Origin of the sequence: Rhodococcus sp. PAMC28707, from assembly GCF_004795915.1 — a bacterium.
GTDB lineage: Bacteria > Actinomycetota > Actinomycetes > Mycobacteriales > Mycobacteriaceae > Rhodococcoides.
In genome coordinates, this window is sequence record NZ_CP039253.1 from 4,001,010 (window position 1) to 4,021,130 (window position 20,121).

Here is a 20,121-nt window from a genome sequence, read left to right on the forward strand (position 1 = left end):
CACATCATATTTTGGTTAGTGATGTTCGTGCCGTCACATTGACGTTGACAGCTCGGGGTGTCGATCTGCCACACTGATTCTAGTGCACAGCCGTACACCGAAATGGTTTTGCCGTTTCGACCGCTACCGGGAGGCGAGATGACACTTCACCAGAAGTCGCGAAGACCGCGACTGCCGAGCACCTTCTCTCTGTTGTCCCTGTTCGAGGCGATGGCGACCCCGCACGCGCTCGATCGCTATCTCGAACTGGTCGACCCGATGACCACGGTCCGCGATCTTCGAGCCGAAATCACCGCGGTACATCGCTCCACCCGTGACACGGTGACCTTGACGATGCGCCCGACGCAGCAGTGGCGTGGTTTCGAGGCAGGTCAATTCGTGCAGGTCGGAGTCGTCATCGACGGTGTCCGCCACACTCGTTGTTACTCGCCGAGCTGCTCCCAGTATCGCGATGACGGTCGAATCGAACTGACTGTGAAGGCGCATCCGGAAGGGCTGGTCTCTCAGCATCTGCACCGGAACGCGCGGGAGGGTCTGGTTGTCAGTCTTTCCCAGGCCGACGGGACATTCCACATCCCACGGCCTCGGCCGGCCGGCGTGCTTCTCATCAGCGGCGGTAGCGGAATCACTCCCGTGCTGTCGATGCTGAGGACGCTGCTGGACGAGGGGTACAGCGGCGACCTCACCTTCTTGCACTACGCGTACACCGAAAGCGACGTCTCTCATCGGACTCAGCTCGACGCCATTGCAGCAGCACACGACAACATTCGCATCGTGTTCGCTTACACCGATCAGGAGCAAGGCGGCGATCTGCACGGCTTCTTCGGCGCCGAGCACCTCCGATCCGCCGCACCCTGGTACGCGGACGCAGAGACATATCTGTGCGGCCCGCCCGGACTGATGCGTGGCGTCGAAAACGTGTATGCCGACCTGGGTCTCGAAGACCGTCTTCACCTCGAAGAATTTGCGCCGCCCCTGGCAGTGGTCACCGGAGACGTCGGAGGTGAGGTGTCCTTCACCGAGAGCGGCAAGGTCGGTGACAACTCCGGTCTGACACTGCTCGAGCAGGCCGAAGAGGCGGGTCTGACCCCCGCATACGGATGTCGGATGGGGATTTGCTTCACCTGCACCTCGGTCAAGACGTCCGGATGCACCAAGAACATCAAAACCGGTGAGACGGACAGTGAGCCGGACAAGAAGATCCAGCTGTGTGTCTCGGTGCCGGTCGGTGATGTCGCCATCGAGATCTGAGCAGTTCACCGCACGCCGCTACACATCGATCCGAAACGGAGAGTGTTCAATGTTCGCAATTCCATCGCCCTCGTTGTCCCTGTTGCCATTCATGAGTACTTCGGACTCACCTCGAGAGCAGCCAGTGCCCACAACGCTCTCCTACGAACAAGTCCAAGAGCTCGGCCGCGAGCTGGACGAGATGCGAGCTCGCACCGTCGCGAAGCTCGGCAGCGAGGACCGGGAGTACATCTACAAGATCATCAAGGCGCAACGCGGGCTCGAGATCACCGGCCGCGCCCTCATGTATCTGCCCTTCCTGCCGCCCGCATGGCTGGCCGGAGTCGGTGCATTGGTGCTGTCGAAGATTCTCGACAATATGGAGATCGGGCACAACGTCATGCACGGTCAGTACGACTGGATGCGTGAGCCGGAGTTCAACTCCCAGGTCTTCGAATGGGACACGGTATGCCCGGCCGATCAGTGGAAGCACTCGCACAACTACATGCACCACACCTTCACCAATATCGTCGGCAAGGACCGCGATATCGGATACAGCCTGCTTCGCATGGACGAGGGGCAGAAGTGGAATCCGTACTACCTCGGTAACCCGGTGTATGCGTTCTTCCTGATGCTGCTCTTCGAATGGGGAGTGATGCTGCACGACCTGGAGATCGAGAACGTCGTCAAGGGCAAGCGCAAGTGGCACGACGTCAAGCCGTTACTTGGGGGCATGTGGCGTAAAGCGGGCAAGCAGGTTCTCAAGGACTACCTCATCTTCCCAGCGCTGACCGGGCCATTCTTTGCCTCCACGGTCGTGGGCAATGTCGGCGCAAACCTCATTCGGAATCTGTGGACCTACTCGATCATCTTCTGTGGACACTTTCCCACCGGAGTACAGACCTTTACCGAGGACGAGACCTCCGATGAGTCGCAGGGTGAGTGGTATGTCCGCCAGATGCTCGGGTCCGCGAACATCGAGGGCAGCCCGCTGTTCCACATCATGTCCGGCAATCTGTCGCACCAGATCGAGCACCACCTTTTCCCCGATCTACCTGCGCACCGATACCCGGAGTTGGCTCCGGAAGTCGAAGCGCTCTGCGAAAAGTACGGACTTCCGTACAACTCCGGTGGGTTCTTCAATCAGATCGGGTCCGTCTGGGGCAAGATTTTCAAGCTCGCTCTGCCTAATTCACTCACCGGTTCGAAGCCGACAGTCGGTGTTATCGTCGAGCGCAAGAAGGTCGCTGCATAGTGACCGGAGTCGAATCTCGACCGAATCAGGGGTGGCCAGAGGTGGTAGGGAAGTTCGAGCGAAACAAGGACACAGTTCAAGAATTGACGGAGTCCGCAGCCACGCACGTCGGCAAGATCGCTGTCATCATCGCCGGGGCAGTGCGCGATGTGACTCGCGAGATCGGCGACTGGGTCTCCGACGGGGTCGAAATGCGTGAGGCTGCACGCAAGGCCCGAGATGATTCACCGGGCGGCACGGTCATCAACGGAGAGTTCGAGAGCCGCTGAGGGTCGCTCCCTACGTGAGACCTGCAGTACACGTAGGGAGGCGACCAGGCCGAAGACGAGGAATACGAGGGCGGCGAACATCGCCCACTGGGTCGCGGAAGCGAAGGCCTCGGACAACTGCCGGACGATCTCTTCGGGAGCGTGGCTCTCGCGCAAGCCGGTGATCGCGCCACCTGCGGATTCTCGAGTGGCATCGGCGAACTTGTCCGCCGGGCCCTCGATACCGCCGAGGTAGTGTGCCAGCCCGACCGACAGTACGGCGCCGACTACCGCAGAACCGAGCGCCGAGCCAACTTGCCGGACGGTGCTCTGCGTGGCAGAGCCCTGCCCCGACAAGTCCACCGGGATGTCAGCCAGGACCGTGCTGGTGAGTTGCGCAGATGCCAGGCCCAGACCGACGCCGTAGATCACCAGCACAGCGCCGATCGTGACGGGGGAGGTGTCTGCGCTGAGGAGCGAAGCGAGGATCAGCACGCCGATGATCTCCAGCGCGACGCCGACAACGACGGTGCCGGCGGCGCCGATCAGGGCAGCGAGGTGCCTTGCCATGGTGCCGGAGAGGAATGCGCCGGCTGCCATTGTCGCGAGCACGAACCCCGCGCCGAGGGTGCCGAGGCCGATGGCGTTGATCAGGAACAGCGGCAGCGCGAAGATCAGGCCGAACTCCCCGACTGCGATCATCATCGCGGCTACGTTCCCCCAACTGAAGGTGGGGGTGAAGAAAATGTGCAGATCCAGCAGCGCGGACCGACCGACCCTGGCACGGTGTCGTTCCCAGAAGACGAACAGCGTCAGCGCGACTGCGGCCACAATCAACAAGACCGGCACGATCGAGATGGGCATGTCCGCCGACCACGTCATACCGAAAAGACTCAGGTCTCCGAGGGGCTGCCACCAACCGAGGGAACTGCCCTCGATTATCGCGAAGACCAGCGCACCGAAACCGATCGCGCTGAGCAAAAGCCCATCCATGTCGAAGCCGGGGCGGTTGTCACTGGAGCGGGTCTCGGGGATGACGACCACCGCCGCGACTATCAGGACAAGGCCGATGGGAACGTTGACGTAGAAGATCCATTGCCAGCTGAACGTGCTGGTAAGCCAGCCGCCGAGCAGCGGGCCGATTGCGGCGGCGCCGGCCATGACCGCGCCCCAGACGCCGAACGCGGCGGCCCGGTCCTTACCGCGAAAGGTCGCGTTGACCGTCGAGAGAGTCGATGGCAGTATGCACGCTCCACCGACGCCCTGGAGTGCACGCGCGGAAATGAGCATCTCCGCGCTGCCGGACTTCGCGGCCCAGAAACTGCCGGCCAGAAACAGGGCGATGCCGACGATGAATATGTTGCGCCTGCCCAGGCGGTCTCCGAGATTGCCGGTGGTCAGCAGCAGTGCGGCGAACACAATCGAGTAGAGCGAGTTCACCCACTGTGCATCGGTGATATTCAGGCCCAAGTCGTCGATGATCGTCGGGAGGGCGACTGCGACGATAGTGCCGTCCATGACGATCATCGCCAGACCCAACGCAAGGACGACGAGGCTCCACCATTTCGATACGCGTGGAGCCGCGGGCAGTGCAATGGCCTTATCGCTTTTCGTCACGGTGTCACTCTAGATTTCGCGTCGATGGACGCGCATCAATCGAAAGTTGTAACCCTGACGCGCGTTCGTGGAAACGGGCTACACGGCGAGGTGTGGGTACTCGGGACTGCGATGTTGGAACGCAAGGATGTTGGGGTTTGCAATTACGCCCTCACGAATCTCGATTGCCTTCCTTATGGTTTCGTCACTGTCCCACGACGCAGGCCCGTCCAAAACGATACGAAGATAGGGGAGAAGCGATTCGCTGACTTCCCATGTAGCGGAGTCCCAAAGATAGGACGGACTGTGGTCGACTGCGTAGTACCGAACGTTGTCGCCGACGGTGAACATGGGATCGGTGAACGAGGTCGGCCGGGCCCATTCGAACCCCATTCCCTCGTCGCACGACACGTCGACAACGAGCGTTCCCGGATTGATCGACGGTAAGTCGTCGTTAGTCAGGAATGTCAACGGCGCGTTGGTGTCCTGCAGTACGCAATTGACGATGATGTCGTGATCGCCGAGGAACCCGGAGAGCGGCACCCTGCCGGTTTCGGTCAAGGCGCGGCTGCGGCGCGGATTGTCGCCGTCCAAGTCGAAATTGACGATGCGTGCGGAATGAATGGGTGAGCTGACAGCGGTGACTCCGCGCTGGGTGAGGACGTCCACATCGTGAATGCCATGCGCGTTGAGTGCCGTGACAGCGCCTCGAGCGGTTGCTCCGAAACCTATGACTGCGGCGCGAAGCCGGCGGCCGTAGTCCCCGGTCACCCCGACGAGCTGCATCGCATGAAGGACGCTGCAGTATCCGGCGAGCTCATTGTTCTTGTGGAAGACGTGAAGATTGAACCAACCCTCCGAGGTCCAATGATTCATCGCCTCGAACGCGATGAGAGTGAGCTTCCGATCGATAGCGATCTGCGTCAACTTCTCGTCCTGCACGCAGTGCGGCCACCCCCACAGAACTTGACCGTGTCGCAGCGTCTCGAGGTCCTCGGCAAGCGGCTTGGGGAGCAGAATCACGTCACACTCGGCGACGAGTTCTTCGCGAGTCCGAATACCTGCGACGAGAGTGCCGATATGGTCGTCGGAGATTCCGAACGGCTCGCCGTACCCAGCTTCGAAATACATTCGAGCTCTGAGGTCGGCGGCGATGCGATCGAGGTGGAGTGGGTGAATCGGAAGTCGGCGTTCGTTCGGCTTACTCGACCGTGACGTGACGCCGAGGGTGAGCTGGTGCACTGTGGCCCCTTCGGTTGGACTCAGTCAACCACAATGCGACATGCCCATTCCGCGTCTGAAAGTGCCCCCGGCAGGATTCGAACCTGCGACCAATGGATTAGAAGGCCATTGCTCTATCCCCTGAGCTACGGAGGCGTGGCGCGGACAGCCGAAAAGGCATCCGTCCGAGCACGGTGCATGAGTCTACATTCCGGGTAGCAAGGTGATCCGCATGGAGGCGCATGCGTGGTGCAGGCCACAAGATCTACGACGGCTCGTAGCAGTTGCGGGCGCTGGCTTTCCTGCCGCGGCTCGGACCTCCTACTCTGAAGGGCATGGCAGCACCGGAAGTGGATCGGACCGAAACCTCGAGCACGGCTGGAGCCGAGGCCGATAGTGGGGCTAGGTCCAAAGATATCCCGGGGTCGGCGACGACGTCCGTCTTCGTTGCCGCGGGCGCGATAGCCGGCATTGTCGCGGCGCTGGTAGTGACCCTGTCTGCATCGGACGCGTTGGTTCTGCTCGGCATTCCGGATCCAGGACCGGCCACGGTCTACGGACTTCCTGCGGTGCGAGCGATCGGTGAGGTCGCTGTATCCATTGCCATCGGGTCGTTTTTGCTCGCGGCGTTCTTGGTTCCGCCGCAGAAGAGTGGGGTCCTCGACGTCGGTGGCTATCGGGCGGTTCGTACGGGATCTGTGGCAGCGATCGTCTGGGCCGCGTGCGCCCTGGTACTGGTCCCGCTGACCCTGTCCGATACCTCGGGTCAACCGTTCACCACGGCGATCCAACCGAGCAACTTGTGGGTCGCACTAGAACAAGTCGAGATCGCCAGTGCGTGGCGCTGGACGGCGATCCTGGCGGTGCTTCTGGCGATCGCGTCACGGGCCGTGCTGAAGTGGTCGTGGACACCTCTACTTCTCGTGTTTGCGCTCGGTACGTTGATGCCGATCGCTGCCACCGGCCATTCGTCTTCGGGTGGATCGCACGACTACGCAACCAACAGCCTGATCCTTCATCTCGTCGCGGCGACGCTGTGGGCGGGCGGACTCTTTGCAGTGTTGACTCACGCACGGCGCAAGGGCGCGCACACCGATGTCGCGACTCGAAGGTTCTCCACGATCGCCACCGTGTGTTTCGTGGTGATGGCCGTCAGCGGTGTCATCAACGCGCTCGTCCGAGTCTCGGTCTCGAACCTGTTCGACTCCACGTACGGTCTGCTGATCCTCGGGAAGATCACGGCGTTGACTGTGCTCGGATTTTTCGGGTGGATCCAGCGGCGTAGGTCGCTCCCCGCCCTGGCTGCTGATCCCGAGTCTCGTGGAGCACTCATCCGATTCGCGGGCGGTGAGGTACTCGTCTTCGCTGCCACGATCGGACTTGCCGTCGGACTCGGCCGCACACCTCCGCCGTCCAATATCGATCCGAATCTTTCGCTTACCGAGGCCGCGCTGGGGTACAACCTGGACGGACCACCGACCCTCGCGCGTCTGGCATTCGACTGGCGATTCGATCTGATCTTCGGTACCGCGTCGATACTGCTCGCCGTGATGTATCTGCTCGGTGTCCGTCGACTGCGGAAACGAGGAGACGCGTGGCCGATGGGCCGCACTGTTGCATTCATGCTCGGCTGTCTGACCCTCTTGATCGCCACATCGTCGGGGGTCGGCAAGTACTCGTCTGCAGTGTTCAGCGTGCACATGGGTGGGCACATGGCGCTGTCGATGCTTGCCCCGGTTCTGCTGGCGCTCGGTGGCGCGCTGACGTTGGCGTTACGCGCCCTGCCGGTAGCAGGAAAGAACGGAATTCCTGGGTTACGGGAATGGCTGCTGATCGGTCTGCACAGTAAAGTCTCCCGATTTCTCACACAACCGATAGTCGCCGCAGTGCTGTTCGTCGGCGGCTTCTACGTGCTGTATCTCGGCGGGATCTTCGGCGCCGTCCTCGACAACCACACAGCTCACTTGTTGATGAACGCACACTTCATCCTCAGCGGCTACCTTTTCTACTGGGTGGTCATCGGAGTCGACCCGTCGCCGAGGCCGATTCAGCCCATCACCAAGCTCGCGATGGTGTTCGGGTCGCTGCCGTTCCACGCGTTCTTCGGCGTGGCACTGATGAGCGAGGCCACGGTGATGGGCGGCTGGTTCTATCGCTCCCTCGGACTCGACTGGAACGCAGATCTGCTCGGCGACCAGCAATTGGGTGGCGGCATCGCCTGGGCGACGGGCGAAATACCGCTCGTCCTCGTCATGCTTTCGCTGCTCATCCAGTGGTCCCGCAGTGACACCCGAAACGCCACGCGATCCGATCGTGCCGCCGAACGCGATCACGACGCAGATCTGGCCGCCCACAACGCCATGTTCGCCGAGCTCGCGAAGCGTGATCGCGAAAGCGGACTCTGACTTTTCTCGAGCTCACCAGGCCGCGGTGATCTTGTCGAGGATCCGAGCCAACTGCTCGCGTTCTCCGGCATCGAGCGGGTCGAAAAGTTCGGTGGCGACAGCCCGACGTGCGGAGTCGATCGCGTCGAGTCCGGTGCGCCCGGAGTCCGTCAACGAGACCAGTACAGCGCGTCGGTCCTGCGGGTCCGGTTCGCGGATCACCAGCGCCGCGGATTCGAGCGAGTCGACGATGTCCGTGGCCGAGCGAGCAACGATGCGCAATCGGTCGGCGAGAGCGCTCAACCGCATCGGTTGCCCCTCGCGGGCAAGGACGTGAAGGGCGCGAGATTGCGACGGATTCAGACCGAACGGCTCGAGCGCATTCATGTGGGTGTGGCGTATCCGCCGTGCGACGGCCATGAACGAATCGGCGATGGTCGGGCTGTCTCCCGTAGGCATGACCGAAGCATAACCTCATTGCCGATAACCTCATAATGAGGTAACCTCTGCATTATGTCGTTCATCGAACCTGGAGGTCTTCTTGGTACGCCCACTCACGAAATCTGCAGTCGCCGCTCCTGACGCCGGGCCGGTCACCGATCCTGCTCCCGTAGGCCGCGTGCTCGCCCTCTTCCGCCCCTATCGAGCTCGTATCGCTGTCGTCACCGCGATCATCGTCTTCAGCGCAATCATCGCCCTCGCTTCCCCGTTACTTCTCCGCGAACTGCTCGACCATGCCATCCCTGATCGCGACGTCACACTCGTCACGCTGATCGCCGTCGGCATGATCGCAGTCGCCATCATCACCAACACACTCGGCGTCGTGCAGACCTGGATGTCCAACGGCGTCGGCCAGAAGCTCATGCACGATCTGCGAGTCTCCGTCTACGCACATCTACAGAAGCAGTCACTCGGCTTCTTCGCCCGCACCCGCACCGGCGAAGTGCAGTCTCGGATCGCCAATGACATCGGTGGAATGCAATCCGTCGTCACCAACACCGCGACATCGATAGCCCAGAACGCCACCACCGTGGCAGCAACAGTCGTCGCTCTGTTTCTGCTCGACTGGCGTCTTGCCCTGTTTTCCCTGGCGATCCTGCCGGTCTTCGTCCGGATAGCGCGTCGCATCGGCCACGAGCGCCGAAAGATCTCCGTCACCAGACAGAGACTGCTCGGCGAACTCTCCGTCCAGATCGAGGAATCCCTGTCCGTCAGTGGCATCCTGCTCGGCAAGACCACCGGATCCGCGCACGTTCTGACCGATCGGTTCGCCAGTCGGTCCGACGAAGTCGCCGATGTCGAACTCAAAGCGATGATGGCCGGCAAATGGCGAATGGCCAGCATGCAGATCAGCTTCGCGATCATGCCTGCCCTCGTGTACTGGTTCGCCGGCGTGACCATCGGAAACGGAAGCGCACTGACCGTGGGCACGCTCGTCGCGTTCACCACGTTGCAGACCCAACTCTTCCGACCGACCATGCAGCTGCTCGGCACAGGCGTCGAAGTGCAGAGCTCGCTGGCATTGTTCGGCCGGGTATTCGAGTATCTCGACCTCCCGATCGACATCGCCGAACCGAAGAACCCGAAGGTGCTGTCGAGGCAAGACGTACGCGGCGACGTCGCATTCGACCAGGTGAGCTTCTCGTACACCGGCGCCTCACAACCGACACTGACCGACATCGACCTCGAGGTCCCGGCAGGGAGCACGTTGGCCCTGGTCGGATCGACAGGCTCGGGTAAAACCACGCTCGGGTACCTCGCGGCGAGGCTTCACGACCCGACGTCCGGACGGATCACCATCGACGGCGTCGATCTTCGGGATCTGCAGACCACGACCGTGGCCGAACTCGTCGGTGTCGTATCGCAGGAGACGTACCTGTTCCATGCGTCGATCCGCGAGAATCTCCGGTTCGCCAAACCTGAGGCAACCGATGCCGAGATCGAAAACGCGGCCCGGATAGCCCAGATCCACGACTTCATCAACGCACTGGACGAGGGATACGACACGCTGGTGGGGGAGCGTGGATACCGATTCTCCGGTGGGGAGAAGCAGCGACTCGCCATCGCCAGGACCGTCCTGCGCAACCCGCCGATTCTCGTACTCGACGAGGCGACCAGCGCGCTCGACACTCGGACCGAGCGTGCGCTACAGGACGCCCTCGACGAACTCATGGCGGGACGCACCACGATCCTCATCGCGCACAGGCTCTCGACCGTACGATCCGCGGACCGCATCGCAGTTCTCGGCAGCGGTCGAATCCTCGAATCCGGTACCCACGACGAGTTGATTGCATCGGAGAGTCACTATGCCGAGCTCGTCCACGCATCGGAAGCTGCGGACTCGGAGCAGGTTGCGGCGTAACTTGTCCGCGACCCCCGATTTCGAAGGCGAGGAATGCATTGTTTTTCACTGTGGAACGTCGCGTAGAGGCGCTGATCGAGGTCAAACGATCGAAGTTCCTCGCGGTGGTCGAACGCGCAGCGTCGGAAGAAGCAGCGCGAGCAGTGATCGCTACAGCCCGTTCGGCCAACCCTGTTGCTCGACATCATTGTTCGGCATTCGTCATCGGGGACGTGCCGGGCAATCTGATCCTTCGGACCAACGACGACGGGGAACCGAGCGGTACCGCAGGTGGTCCGATGCTCGATGTGCTGGTAGGGCGGGAGATGACCAATGTCGTTGCCGTCGTGACTCGTTGGTTCGGTGGAGTCAAGCTCGGCACCGGCGGGCTGGCACGGGCCTACGGAGATGCGGTCACGCACGCACTCGAGAACGCCCGACTCCTGCGGCGCGAGCGTCGTGAACTGTTGCAGGTCCAACTGGACTACACAGAGGTCGGCCGAGTCGAATCGGAACTTCGGGCGCGGGGCATCGGCATCGTGTCCATCGACTATCGCTCTCGTGCGGTGATGACGGTTCAGGTCGAGGACGTCGACGCCGTGATCGGCCTGCTGGCCGGCCTGACCGGGGGAACGGCCCGTCCCGGCGTCGTGGGGCACACCTATGTGGAGTCCGCGCTCCTTTAACACGCTCGACCGACACACTGACGCCCGAAACCCCGCCGGAAACGGCTTTGTCCACAACCGGGGCATCTATTCACAGATGTCGATTTCCGCGACATTTCGCGCGCAGCTCACGGCAAAGTCGGTGTCCTCGGATCGGCGCCGCCGAACCGGATCGTCGAACAGACGGATCACCGAGCAGATAGATGACCGAGCGACAAGGGGACGGACGATGTACGAGGCGCAATGTGCGGTTGTGGGGACAGTCATCACCAATCCGATCAAGAGACAGACCGCGTCGGGTGACGAAGTACTGAACTTCCGGATGGCCAGCAATGTGCGAAGGCAGGACCGGGCTACCGGTGAATGGAGCGACGGCGGCACGCTGTATCTCGGTGTCACCTGCTGGCGACGGCTGGTCAAGGGCGTCGGCGGATCGCTGATGAAGGGCGACCCGGTGGTGGCCTACGGACAGCTCAGGACGAACGAATACACCACCCGAGACGGTGCCGAACGGTCCGATCTCGAGATGACGGCCAGCGCCGTCGGCCCCGATCTCGCCCGATGCATCGTCAAGGTCGAGCGTGCACGGCCCGTGGCGGTACCGCAGGAGGAACCGGACGAGACGCACGACGAAGGAGTCGACACCTTCGATGAACGCGAGGATGTCGACGATGACTCGATTCCCGAGACGATCGAACACGCCGCGGCGGTGTAGCCGAACATCGCCCGCGCCGGGCCCGAGCGGAACCCATTCGGGCCCGGCAGTTCGTCGTCGATCGCTATCGTTACCGCATGCGGGACGACACACGCGCGTGGACGCGACTCTTACTACCTGTGCTGCTCTCGATCGTGCTGGGCATCGGTGCCGGGGGAGTCTCGACAGCACACCCAGGGAGAACACAGAATCCCGTCGACTCTGCGCCCGGAACGGTGCAGTCCGTGGAGCCCCTCGCGACGGAAGCCGGGCTGCCCGGCACAGCCAGAGCCCACCTCCTCACCTACTGGACTGTGGGTCCGACGGGTAGGCCCGCGCTCAGTTCCGGAACCGTCTTCGTACCGAACGGTCGAGCCCCCGCTGGTGGATGGCCGATCATCTCGTGGGCACACGGAACAGTCGGTGTCGGAGATCAGTGTGCGCCGTCGCGTAATCCGTATCAGGGACGCCACCTCGAATATCTGAGTCACTGGATCTCCGAGGGATATGCCGTCGTTGCGACCGATTACGCGGGCCTGGGCACACCCGGGCCACACGCCTACCTCGAGAAGGACTCGGCCGCACGCAGCGTAATCGACATGGTTCGTGCGGCACGGTCCGTGGAATCGGTTCTGGCGGATCGGTGGTTGGCGATCGGGCAGTCCCAGGGTGGCCACGCAGCATTGCAAGCCGCTCATATCGCGACCACCTATGCGCCCGAGCTCGACTACCGCGGAGTCGTGGCCACGGGAGCGCCGTCGAACCTCGAATACGCGTTTCAGGTCGGTGGGCCGTGGATTCCGGACCTCGGTTTGGACGGTCTGAACGTCTTCGCGACGTACGTGCTCGCGGGGCTACGTGAATCGAGGCCCGATCTCGATGTCGACAGTTACTTGACGGACTTCGGGCGTTCCGAAGTGGACAACGTCGAGGCGAACTGCCCGGGGGACCTGCGATTGCAGCACGGATCAGTGGGCGCGATGCTCTCGCGGCCGGTGGCGGGAACCGAGATGTTCGACGCTTTGAAGGAGTATCTCTCGGTACCGGTCGACGGCTACGACAGGCCGATCTTCCTCGGTCAGGGACTTATCGACACGATGGTGCCTTCGCCGCTGTCGGTTCCACTGGTCGCCGGTCTCATCGCGCACGGTCAGGACGTCACGTACGTTCCATACCTGTATTCGGGGGGTGAATTCGTCGGCCACGAGGGGTCGATGATCGCCTCCATGGGCGACTCGACACCTTTCGTGCACCGTCTGCTCGACCCTGTGCAAATGGGTTAGCTTCCTCTCGGATCGGGCGGTGGTGCCTCGACCCCTTCGCACCGATAGGCTTGCGCACATGGCGGAATTCATTTACACCATGAAGAAGGTGCGCAAGGCGCACGGCGACAAGGTCATCCTCGACGACGTAACGATGAGCTTCTACCCAGGAGCGAAGATCGGCGTCGTCGGCCCCAACGGTGCCGGCAAGTCCAGCATTCTCAAGATCATGGCCGGGATCGACCAGCCCGGCAACGGTGAGGCGTTCCTAGCTCCCGGAGCTTCGGTCGGCATCCTCATGCAGGAGCCGGTTCTGGACGACACCAAGACTGTCCGTGAAAACGTCGAGGACGGTCTCGGCGAGACGATGGTGCAGCTCAAGCGCTACAACGAGATCGCTGAGCTCATGGCGACCGACTACTCCGACGAACTCATGGAGGAGATGGGCGAGCTTCAGGAGAAGCTCGACCACGCCGACGCCTGGGAAATCGACTCTCAGCTCGAGCAGGCGATGGATGCTCTCCGTTGCCCTCCGCCCGAGTCGCCGGTCACCAACCTTTCCGGTGGTGAGAAGCGTCGCGTTGCGCTGTGCAAGCTGCTGCTCAGCAAGCCCGATCTGCTCCTCCTCGACGAACCGACCAACCACCTCGACGCCGAGTCGGTTCTGTGGTTGGAGCAGCATCTCGCTGCATATCCCGGCGCTATCCTCGCCGTCACTCACGATCGTTACTTCCTCGATCATGTGGCGCAGTGGATCTGCGAGGTCGACCGCGGCCGCCTCTACCCGTACGAGGGCAACTACTCCACGTACCTGGAGCAGAAGGCCGCTCGCCTCGAGGTGTCCGGCAAGAAGGACCAGAAGCTACAGAAGCGACTCAAGGACGAACTGGCCTGGGTTCGCTCCGGCGCCAAGGCTCGTCAGGCGAAGAGCAAGGCTCGTCTGGATCGCTACGAAGAGATGGCCATCGAGGCGGAGAAGACCCGCAAGCTCGACTTCGACGAGATTCAGATTCCGGCCCCGCCGCGTCTGGGCGACGTCGTCGTCGAGGTCAAGAACCTCGACAAGGGCTTCGACGGTCGCGTCCTGATCAAGGACCTCTCGTTCACGCTTCCGCGTAACGGAATCGTCGGTGTCATCGGCCCCAACGGTGTCGGTAAGACGACGCTCTTCAAGACCATCGTCGGTCTCGAAGAGCCGGACGGCGGCGAGGTGAAGATCGGTCAGACGGTCAAGCTGAGCTACGTCGACCAGAACCGCAGCGGCATCGACCCGAAGAAGACGGTCTGGGAGACCGTGTCGGACGGACTCGACTTCATCGTCGTCGGCCAGACCGAATTCCCTTCGCGCGCCTACATCAGTTCCTTCGGATTCAAGGGTCACGATCAGCAGAAGGCGGCCGGCGTTCTCTCCGGTGGTGAGCGCAACCGGCTGAACCTGGCGATGACGCTCAAGCAGGGCGGCAACTTGATCCTGCTCGATGAGCCGACCAACGACCTGGACGTCGAAACCCTCGGTTCGCTGGAGAACGCTCTCGAAGAGTTCCCCGGTTGCGCCGTCGTGATCTCGCACGATCGCTGGTTCCTGGACCGGACGTGCACGCACATCCTGGCGTGGGAAGGCGGCTTCGGCGACAACGAGGCTGCTTGGTACTGGTACGAAGGCAACTTCGAGGGCTACGAGGCCAACAAGATCGAGCGACTCGGCGCCGACGCCGCGCGTCCGCACCGCGTCACGCACCGCAAACTGACAAGGGACTGACGCTTGTCCGGGAAGAAGTTCGGGTACAGCCTCCAGGTTCGCTGGAGCGACTCGGATCGACTCGGGCACGTCAACAACACGCGATTCGTCGAATATCTGCAAGAAGCCCGTGCGCACTTCCTCACCGAGTGCATGCAGGCTGCGGAAGGGGTGCGGGGAGGGTCGGTCGTGAGGAAACTTACGGTCGACTTCCTGCGCCCGATCTTCGACGCGTCCGGGCCGTTGCAGATCGAGGTGTCGATCTCCCGTATCGGTCTGACTTCTTTCGCTGTTCGGCATCTCGTTCGTGATGCCGAGAGCGCCCTGTGCGCCGATGCGGAAGCCGTCATGGTCATGTTCGATCTGAAAGCGCAGGCTCCACGTCCGATTACGGATCGGGAGAGGGCGGTATTCAGCGACTACCTCGACGCGTCCGAAGGTCGGTCCGAATCCGAGTAGTCCACTCCGAATCCGATTAGCCCACAAGGGCACCGCCTCGACTTGTTCCCGATAGGCTCGTGTTGCGGGCGGCTGTTTCGGCCGCGCCGGCGATCCTCACAAGGGAGTGGTTCAACACATGCCTGACGCGGCGGGAACAACGGACATCGACTGGTCGAGCGGACTGCCCGCAGCGTTGGTGACTACCTTGCCCGAAGTGAAGGCAGTCTATTTCGTGCACGTCGACACCGATGAGCGCACCGGTCCTGCTGCCGAGGCCGAGGCCGAGGACGCGATCGTCCGCATGCATCTGCAGTTGGCGGGGCGCAGAACTCCCGGGGACGCCAAGATTCGCCTGCATCGAGTCGGCGGGGATGCGACGGGCAGAGTAATTGGGCCTTCGTTGCAGATCGTGACCGACGACATGCCGTTGCTGGTCGAATCCGTTATGTCGCGACTGTCTCGACTCGATGTCGAGGTCACCGACATGGTCCACCCCATAGTGGGTGTCGTTCGAGACAACGATGGAAATCTGATCCGTGTGGGACCAGCCAACGACAGTGTCGGCGGGGCCCAGCGGGAGTCCTGGATGCATATCGCGCTGCATCACTCGACGCCCGGCTCTCTACTGGACGTGCTGGAGGACGAGATCGCTGTCGTTCTCGACGACGTCCGGGTGGTCATCGCCGACACCGAAGCGATGCGCGGGCTCCAAGCTTCGGTGGCCCGTAGTCTCGCGGACTCGGCCGAAGGACGTGACGATGAACGCGCAACGGAACTTCGAGATGCGGCAAACCTGCTCGGATGGTTGGCCGAAGGCCACTACACACTGCTCGGCTATCGCCGTTACGACGTGCGATCGGCGCAGGACGGATCGCTGCTGACCCGGTCCGTCTCCGGGAGTGGACTCGGGGTGTTGCGCCAGGATCATGTACTGGATCGGGAGTCGCCCGATATCAGTGAACGTACCGACCTTTTGACTCTCACACAGGGTTCGAGCCCGGCGACTGTGCATCGCGCGGTGTACCCGTACTTCGTCACGGTGATGGATCGTTCGGCTCCAGAACTCGGCGAGCATCGTTTCATGGGTGTCTTCACCGTGACGGCGCTGCACGAGAGCGTGCTCGACATTCCCGTCATCGAGCGCCGCGTGCGCTCGATCATCGACCGAGCCGGTTATGATCTCGACTCGTACTCCGGCCAGGCGATGCTCGAAGTGTTGCAATCGATGCCGCGATCGGAACTGTTCGCCTCCAGTACGGAAACGCTGTTCGAGAATGCAACTGCGGTGCTCGCTATCGGACGCCGCCGCAAGGTCAAGGTTTTTCTACGTGAGGACTCCAACTGCGCTTTCGTTTCGGCGTTGGTCTACCTTCCGCGTGATCGCTACACCACGAGTGTTCGCCTCGCCGTCCAAGATTGCTTGTTGCGTGAACTCGTAGGCTCGGGCATCGACTACACCGCGCGGGTCACCGAGTCCGATATGGCCCTGTTGCACGTCACCATTCGGCGTGACGCTCGGAACCAGGTCGGCGCTGATCTCTCTCGCGACAACGTTGCTCGTATCGAGTCACTTCTCACCGCGATGATCAAGACGTGGGAGGACGGGCTTACGCAGGCGATGATAGAGGACACCAGTGTCGACGCAATCTCGGCAAGTCGGTACACCGATTCGTTCCCAGAGGCATACAAGCAGGATTTCGGACCCGAACGTGCCGTGTTCGATATCGCTCGACTCGAAGCCCTTGCTGACGGAACGATCGACATGCAGCTGTATCGCAACTCCGACTCCGCCGTCGGGAATTGGCGGTTCAGTTTGTACATCGGTGGGCGTGGTGTGTCGTTGAGTCAGGTCTTGCCGATCCTGCAGAGTCTCGGAGTCGAGGTCGACGACGAGCGTCCGTACCCGATCAGTCGGCCGGATGAAATGCAATGCTGGATTTACGATTTCGGGGTCTCCGCCTCACGAGAGATGCTGCGTGCGGCGATCGACAGCGATCTGGACTCCGACCTTCCCGGTGCAGGGGCTCTGGAAGACGAAAGCCGCGTGCAGCTGAGGTTCACCGACGCATTCACAGCGGTGTGGAACGGACAGGCCGCGGCAGACCGATTCAACGAACTCGTCATGCGTGCCGGCTTGAACTGGCGGCAGGCGCACATCTTGCGTGCGTATGCGAAGTACCTGCGGCAGGCCAACTTTCCTTACAGTCAGTTCAATATCGAGGGTGTCCTACTGTCCAACCCGAGGACCGCACGATTGCTGGTGACCTTGTTCGAGTCTCAATTCGATCCCGAGGATGCGGCCGAGGAGCGGTCGGCTGATCTCGACAAGGAACTGCGGGTACTCATCGATCAGGTGGTGAGTCTCGACGCCGACAGAATCCTCCGGGCAATCTTCGAATTGATCCGTGCGACAGTGCGAACCAACTTCTACGTAGTCGATTCCATCGGCGAACCCCGCGAGTTTCTGTCCCTCAAGTTCGATCCTCGGTTCATTGCCGAGCTGCCGAAACCGAAGCCGAGATTCGAAATCTTCGTGTACTCACCGAGAGTCGAGGGTGTACATCTGCGATTCGGCGCGGTGGCGCGTGGGGGGCTTCGTTGGTCCGATCGACGTGAGGATTATCGCACCGAAGTGCTTGGGCTGGCCAAGGCACAAATGGTGAAGAACGCTGTCATCGTGCCGGTCGGCGCCAAGGGCGGATTCGTCGTCAAGCGCCCGCCTGCACCGACTTCAGACGCCGCGACGGACCGGATCGCGACGACCGAGGAGGGGCGGGCGTGCTACCGGCTGTTCATCGCCGGTCTACTCGATGTGACCGACAATCTCGATCGAGCGACGGGCGCAGTTCTTCCACCGGACCGCGTCGTACGTCGCGACGGCGACGACACGTACCTCGTGGTGGCAGCGGACAAGGGGACGGCCTCGTTCTCCGATCTTGCGAATGCGGTTGCCGGAGAGTATGACTTCTGGCTCGGGGACGCGTTTGCGTCGGGTGGGTCGGCAGGCTACGACCACAAGGCGATGGGCATCACCGCAAAGGGCGCATGGGAAAGCGTCAAACGTCACTTCCGTGAAATCGGTATCGATACGCAGACAAGGGATTTCACGGTTGTCGGCATCGGAGACATGAGCGGTGACGTGTTCGGAAACGGCATGATGCTCAGCAAACACATCGGCTTGATCGCCGCGTTCGATCATCGACACATTTTTCTCGACCCGAACCCGGATCGCGCGGCCGCATTCGCCGAACGTGCCCGACTGTTCGACCTTCCTCGATCGTCTTGGGCCGATTACGACTCGGCACTGATCAGCGACGGGGGCGGAGTGTGGGAACGTACGGTCAAGTCGGTGCCGGTCAGTCTTGCGGCCCGCGTGGCTCTCGGTCTCGACGAGTCGACAACCGAGTTGGCGCCACCGGACCTGATCCGCGCAATCTTGAAAGCTCCCGCAGACCTGCTGTGGAACGGCGGAATCGGTACCTACATCAAGGCGTCCACCGAGTCGAATTCCGATGTCGGTGACAAGTCCAACGATGCAATCCGTGTGGACGGGAGCGAGATCAGGGCCACTATCGTCGGCGAGGGAGGCAACCTCGGTGCCACCTCGCGCGGACGGATCGAGTACGACATCGCCGGCGGCCGGATCAACACCGACGCGGTGGACAACTCGGCAGGTGTCGATTGTTCCGATCACGAGGTCAACATCAAGATCCTTCTCGATTCGGCTATCAGCGACGGCACCCTCGACCCCGCCGACCGCGACGACCTGCTCGCGTCCATGACCGAGGAGGTGAGCAGGCTCGTATTGTGGGACAACATCATGCAGAACGAGCTGCTCGGCACGTCCCGCTCGGACGCGACTGCGCTGCTCACGGTGCACCGTCGTGTCATCGAGGACCTCGAGGTGCGCAGCGGGTTGGATCGCGAACTAGAGGCGCTTCCGTCGGAGATCGAAATCCGAAAGCGTACGCAAGACGGGCGAGGTCTGACCTCGCCCGAGCTCGCAACGTTGATGGCCCACGTCAAGCTGGTCCTGGAGAGCGACCTGCTTGCCAGTGAATTGCCGGACAGTGACGTGTTCGCGCCGAGACTGCCCAAGTATTTTCCGGAGCCGTTACGTGAGAAGTATTCCAACGCAATCACCTCGCATCCACTGCGGCGCCAACTGGTGGCGACGACGCTGACCAACGAAACCGTCGACCGGGGAGGAATCACCTTCGTCTATCGACTTGCCGAGGACACCGGGGCGAATGGTACCGATGCGGTGCGCGCATTTGCCGCCGCGACGGAGATCTTCGACCTCGAGGAGCTCTGGCAGGAGATTCGTTCGGCCGACATGTCGACTGCCTCGTCCGATGAACTGCTGCTCGAATCCAGACGCGTGCTGGACCGCGTGGCCAGGTGGCTTCTCATCAACCGGCCCCAGCCACTTCCCGTCGGTGCCGAGATCAGCAGGTACGCCTCCAAGGTCCGTTCCCTGAGGAGCCGGGTAGCCGGTTGGATCGAAGGGCACCAGGTGCGAGACCTGAACGATCGAGTGGCGGCTTCGGTCGAACGGGGCACACCGAGGGACTTGGCGAGTTCGGTCTATCAACTGCTGGACGTGTTCTGTTTGCTCGACATCATCGATGTCGCCGACATCACCGAACACGACCTTTCCGAAGTCGCGGAGTTGTACTACGCGTTGGATGCGCACATCGGCATCGATTGGCTGCTGACATCGGTGTCGAGGCTGCCACGTGGCGATCGTTGGCATTCGTTGGCCCGGTTGGCCTTGCGTGACGATTTCTACTCCTCACTCCGAGCCATCACCAAAGAGGTTGTACTGGGCGGAGAGCCGCACGAGAGCGCTGCCGAGAAGATCGCAGAATGGGAAGCGATGAATTCATCCAGGCTGACCCGGACACGAACAGCGCTTGCCGAGATCGCGGACTCGGGCACGCTGGATCTTGCCTCACTGTCGGTGGCAGCCCGCCAGGTTCGCAGCATGGTTCCCTGAGCGTTACCGATCGTCCCTGAAGCACGAGACACCGATACAAGAGAGAG

14 protein-coding genes and 1 tRNA gene are annotated in these 20,121 nt (G+C 61.9%); 11 read left to right on the top strand and 4 right to left on the bottom strand.

The genetic code is table 11. The annotated features are described in order from the left end of the window. Positions 1 to 138: 138 nt before the first annotated feature. From E5720_RS18185 to E5720_RS18195, 3 genes are read left to right on the top strand one after another with little or no spacing between them, the layout of a single operon-like run. Entirely contained in the window at positions 139 to 1,251 is a 1,113-nt protein-coding gene (locus E5720_RS18185) for a ferredoxin reductase (RefSeq protein ID WP_210729904.1), read from the top strand. A 49-nt stretch (positions 1,252 to 1,300) separates the two neighbouring features. Further along, positions 1,301 to 2,485 carry an acyl-CoA desaturase gene (locus tag E5720_RS18190; protein ID WP_136171803.1) on the top strand — a complete coding sequence of 395 codons (1,185 nt, stop codon included), beginning with the start codon at positions 1,301 to 1,303 and terminating at the stop codon, positions 2,483 to 2,485. A gap of 41 nt (positions 2,486 to 2,526) precedes the next feature. After that, entirely contained in the window at positions 2,527 to 2,754 is a 228-nt protein-coding gene (locus tag E5720_RS18195) for a hypothetical protein (RefSeq protein ID WP_084344822.1), read from the top strand. Here the strand turns inward: E5720_RS18195 and E5720_RS18200 are convergent. From E5720_RS18200 to E5720_RS18210, 3 genes are all read right to left on the bottom strand, one after another. Further along, the gene (locus E5720_RS18200; protein ID WP_136171804.1) at positions 2,710 to 4,350 is read right to left on the bottom strand and encodes an MFS transporter; all 1,641 of its coding nucleotides are present in this window, start codon (positions 4,348 to 4,350) and stop codon (positions 2,710 to 2,712) included. The two genes, E5720_RS18195 and E5720_RS18200, sit on opposite strands and share 45 nt — an antisense overlap. Before the next feature lie 78 nt (positions 4,351 to 4,428). After that, positions 4,429 to 5,571, bottom strand: coding sequence for a N(5)-(carboxyethyl)ornithine synthase (locus E5720_RS18205; protein ID WP_136171805.1), 1,143 nt, complete (start codon positions 5,569 to 5,571; stop codon positions 4,429 to 4,431). Positions 5,572 to 5,633: 62 nt separating this feature from the next. Beyond that, positions 5,634 to 5,706: transfer RNA gene (locus tag E5720_RS18210), tRNA-Arg, on the bottom strand. A 179-nt stretch (positions 5,707 to 5,885) separates the two neighbouring features. On the opposite strand from E5720_RS18210, the gene E5720_RS18215 reads away from it, so the two are divergent. Continuing rightward, positions 5,886 to 7,955 carry a cytochrome c oxidase assembly protein gene (locus E5720_RS18215; RefSeq protein WP_136171806.1) on the top strand — a complete coding sequence of 690 codons (2,070 nt, stop codon included), beginning with the start codon at positions 5,886 to 5,888 and terminating at the stop codon, positions 7,953 to 7,955. 12 nt (positions 7,956 to 7,967) lie between these two features. Here E5720_RS18215 and E5720_RS18220 read toward each other — a convergent pair whose 3' ends face one another. Next, entirely contained in the window at positions 7,968 to 8,393 is a 426-nt protein-coding gene (locus E5720_RS18220) for a MarR family transcriptional regulator (RefSeq protein ID WP_136171807.1), read from the bottom strand. 160 nt (positions 8,394 to 8,553) lie between these two features. On the opposite strand from E5720_RS18220, the gene E5720_RS18225 reads away from it, so the two are divergent. The 7 genes from E5720_RS18225 to E5720_RS18255 all read left to right on the top strand — a co-directional run bounded on the left by E5720_RS18225 (position 8,554) and on the right by E5720_RS18255 (position 20,074). After that, a complete protein-coding gene (locus tag E5720_RS18225) occupies positions 8,554 to 10,296 on the top strand; it encodes an ABC transporter ATP-binding protein (protein ID WP_281727924.1) in 1,743 nt (580 codons plus the stop codon). A gap of 50 nt (positions 10,297 to 10,346) precedes the next feature. Next, the gene (locus E5720_RS18230) at positions 10,347 to 10,961 is read left to right on the top strand and encodes a YigZ family protein (RefSeq protein ID WP_247596042.1); all 615 of its coding nucleotides are present in this window, start codon (positions 10,347 to 10,349) and stop codon (positions 10,959 to 10,961) included. Positions 10,962 to 11,169: 208 nt separating this feature from the next. Then, positions 11,170 to 11,655 carry a single-stranded DNA-binding protein gene (locus E5720_RS18235; protein WP_136172798.1) on the top strand — a complete coding sequence of 162 codons (486 nt, stop codon included), beginning with the start codon at positions 11,170 to 11,172 and terminating at the stop codon, positions 11,653 to 11,655. A gap of 77 nt (positions 11,656 to 11,732) precedes the next feature. Then, on the top strand, positions 11,733 to 12,917 hold the full coding sequence (locus E5720_RS18240) for a lipase family protein (RefSeq protein ID WP_136171810.1): 1,185 nt from the start codon (positions 11,733 to 11,735) through the stop codon (positions 12,915 to 12,917). 58 nt (positions 12,918 to 12,975) lie between these two features. Further along, positions 12,976 to 14,655 (top strand): energy-dependent translational throttle protein EttA, encoded by a 1,680-nt coding sequence (gene ettA, locus E5720_RS18245; RefSeq protein WP_084344622.1) that lies wholly within the window; start codon positions 12,976 to 12,978, stop codon positions 14,653 to 14,655. 3 nt (positions 14,656 to 14,658) lie between these two features. Further along, the gene (locus tag E5720_RS18250) at positions 14,659 to 15,093 is read left to right on the top strand and encodes a thioesterase family protein (protein WP_136171811.1); all 435 of its coding nucleotides are present in this window, start codon (positions 14,659 to 14,661) and stop codon (positions 15,091 to 15,093) included. 118 nt (positions 15,094 to 15,211) lie between these two features. Continuing rightward, positions 15,212 to 20,074 carry an NAD-glutamate dehydrogenase gene (locus E5720_RS18255; protein WP_136171812.1) on the top strand — a complete coding sequence of 1,621 codons (4,863 nt, stop codon included), beginning with the start codon at positions 15,212 to 15,214 and terminating at the stop codon, positions 20,072 to 20,074. The last annotated feature ends 47 nt before the right edge of the window (positions 20,075 to 20,121 follow it).

Bases quoted from the DNA above. Each gene is read 5' to 3' on its own strand.
- E5720_RS18185 (WP_210729904.1), top strand. From the start codon at position 139: ATGACACTTCACCAGAAGTCGCGAAGACCGCGACTGCCGAGCACCTTC.
- E5720_RS18190 (WP_136171803.1), top strand. From the start codon at position 1,301: ATGTTCGCAATTCCATCGCCCTCGTTGTCCCTGTTGCCATTCATGAGT.
- E5720_RS18215 (WP_136171806.1), top strand. From the start codon at position 5,886: ATGGCAGCACCGGAAGTGGATCGGACCGAAACCTCGAGCACGGCTGGA.
- E5720_RS18220 (WP_136171807.1), bottom strand. From the start codon at position 8,393: ATGCCTACGGGAGACAGCCCGACCATCGCCGATTCGTTCATGGCCGTC.
- E5720_RS18235 (WP_136172798.1), top strand. From the start codon at position 11,170: ATGTACGAGGCGCAATGTGCGGTTGTGGGGACAGTCATCACCAATCCG.
- E5720_RS18240 (WP_136171810.1), top strand. From the start codon at position 11,733: ATGCGGGACGACACACGCGCGTGGACGCGACTCTTACTACCTGTGCTG.
- ettA (WP_084344622.1), top strand. From the start codon at position 12,976: ATGGCGGAATTCATTTACACCATGAAGAAGGTGCGCAAGGCGCACGGC.
- E5720_RS18255 (WP_136171812.1), top strand. From the start codon at position 15,212: ATGCCTGACGCGGCGGGAACAACGGACATCGACTGGTCGAGCGGACTG.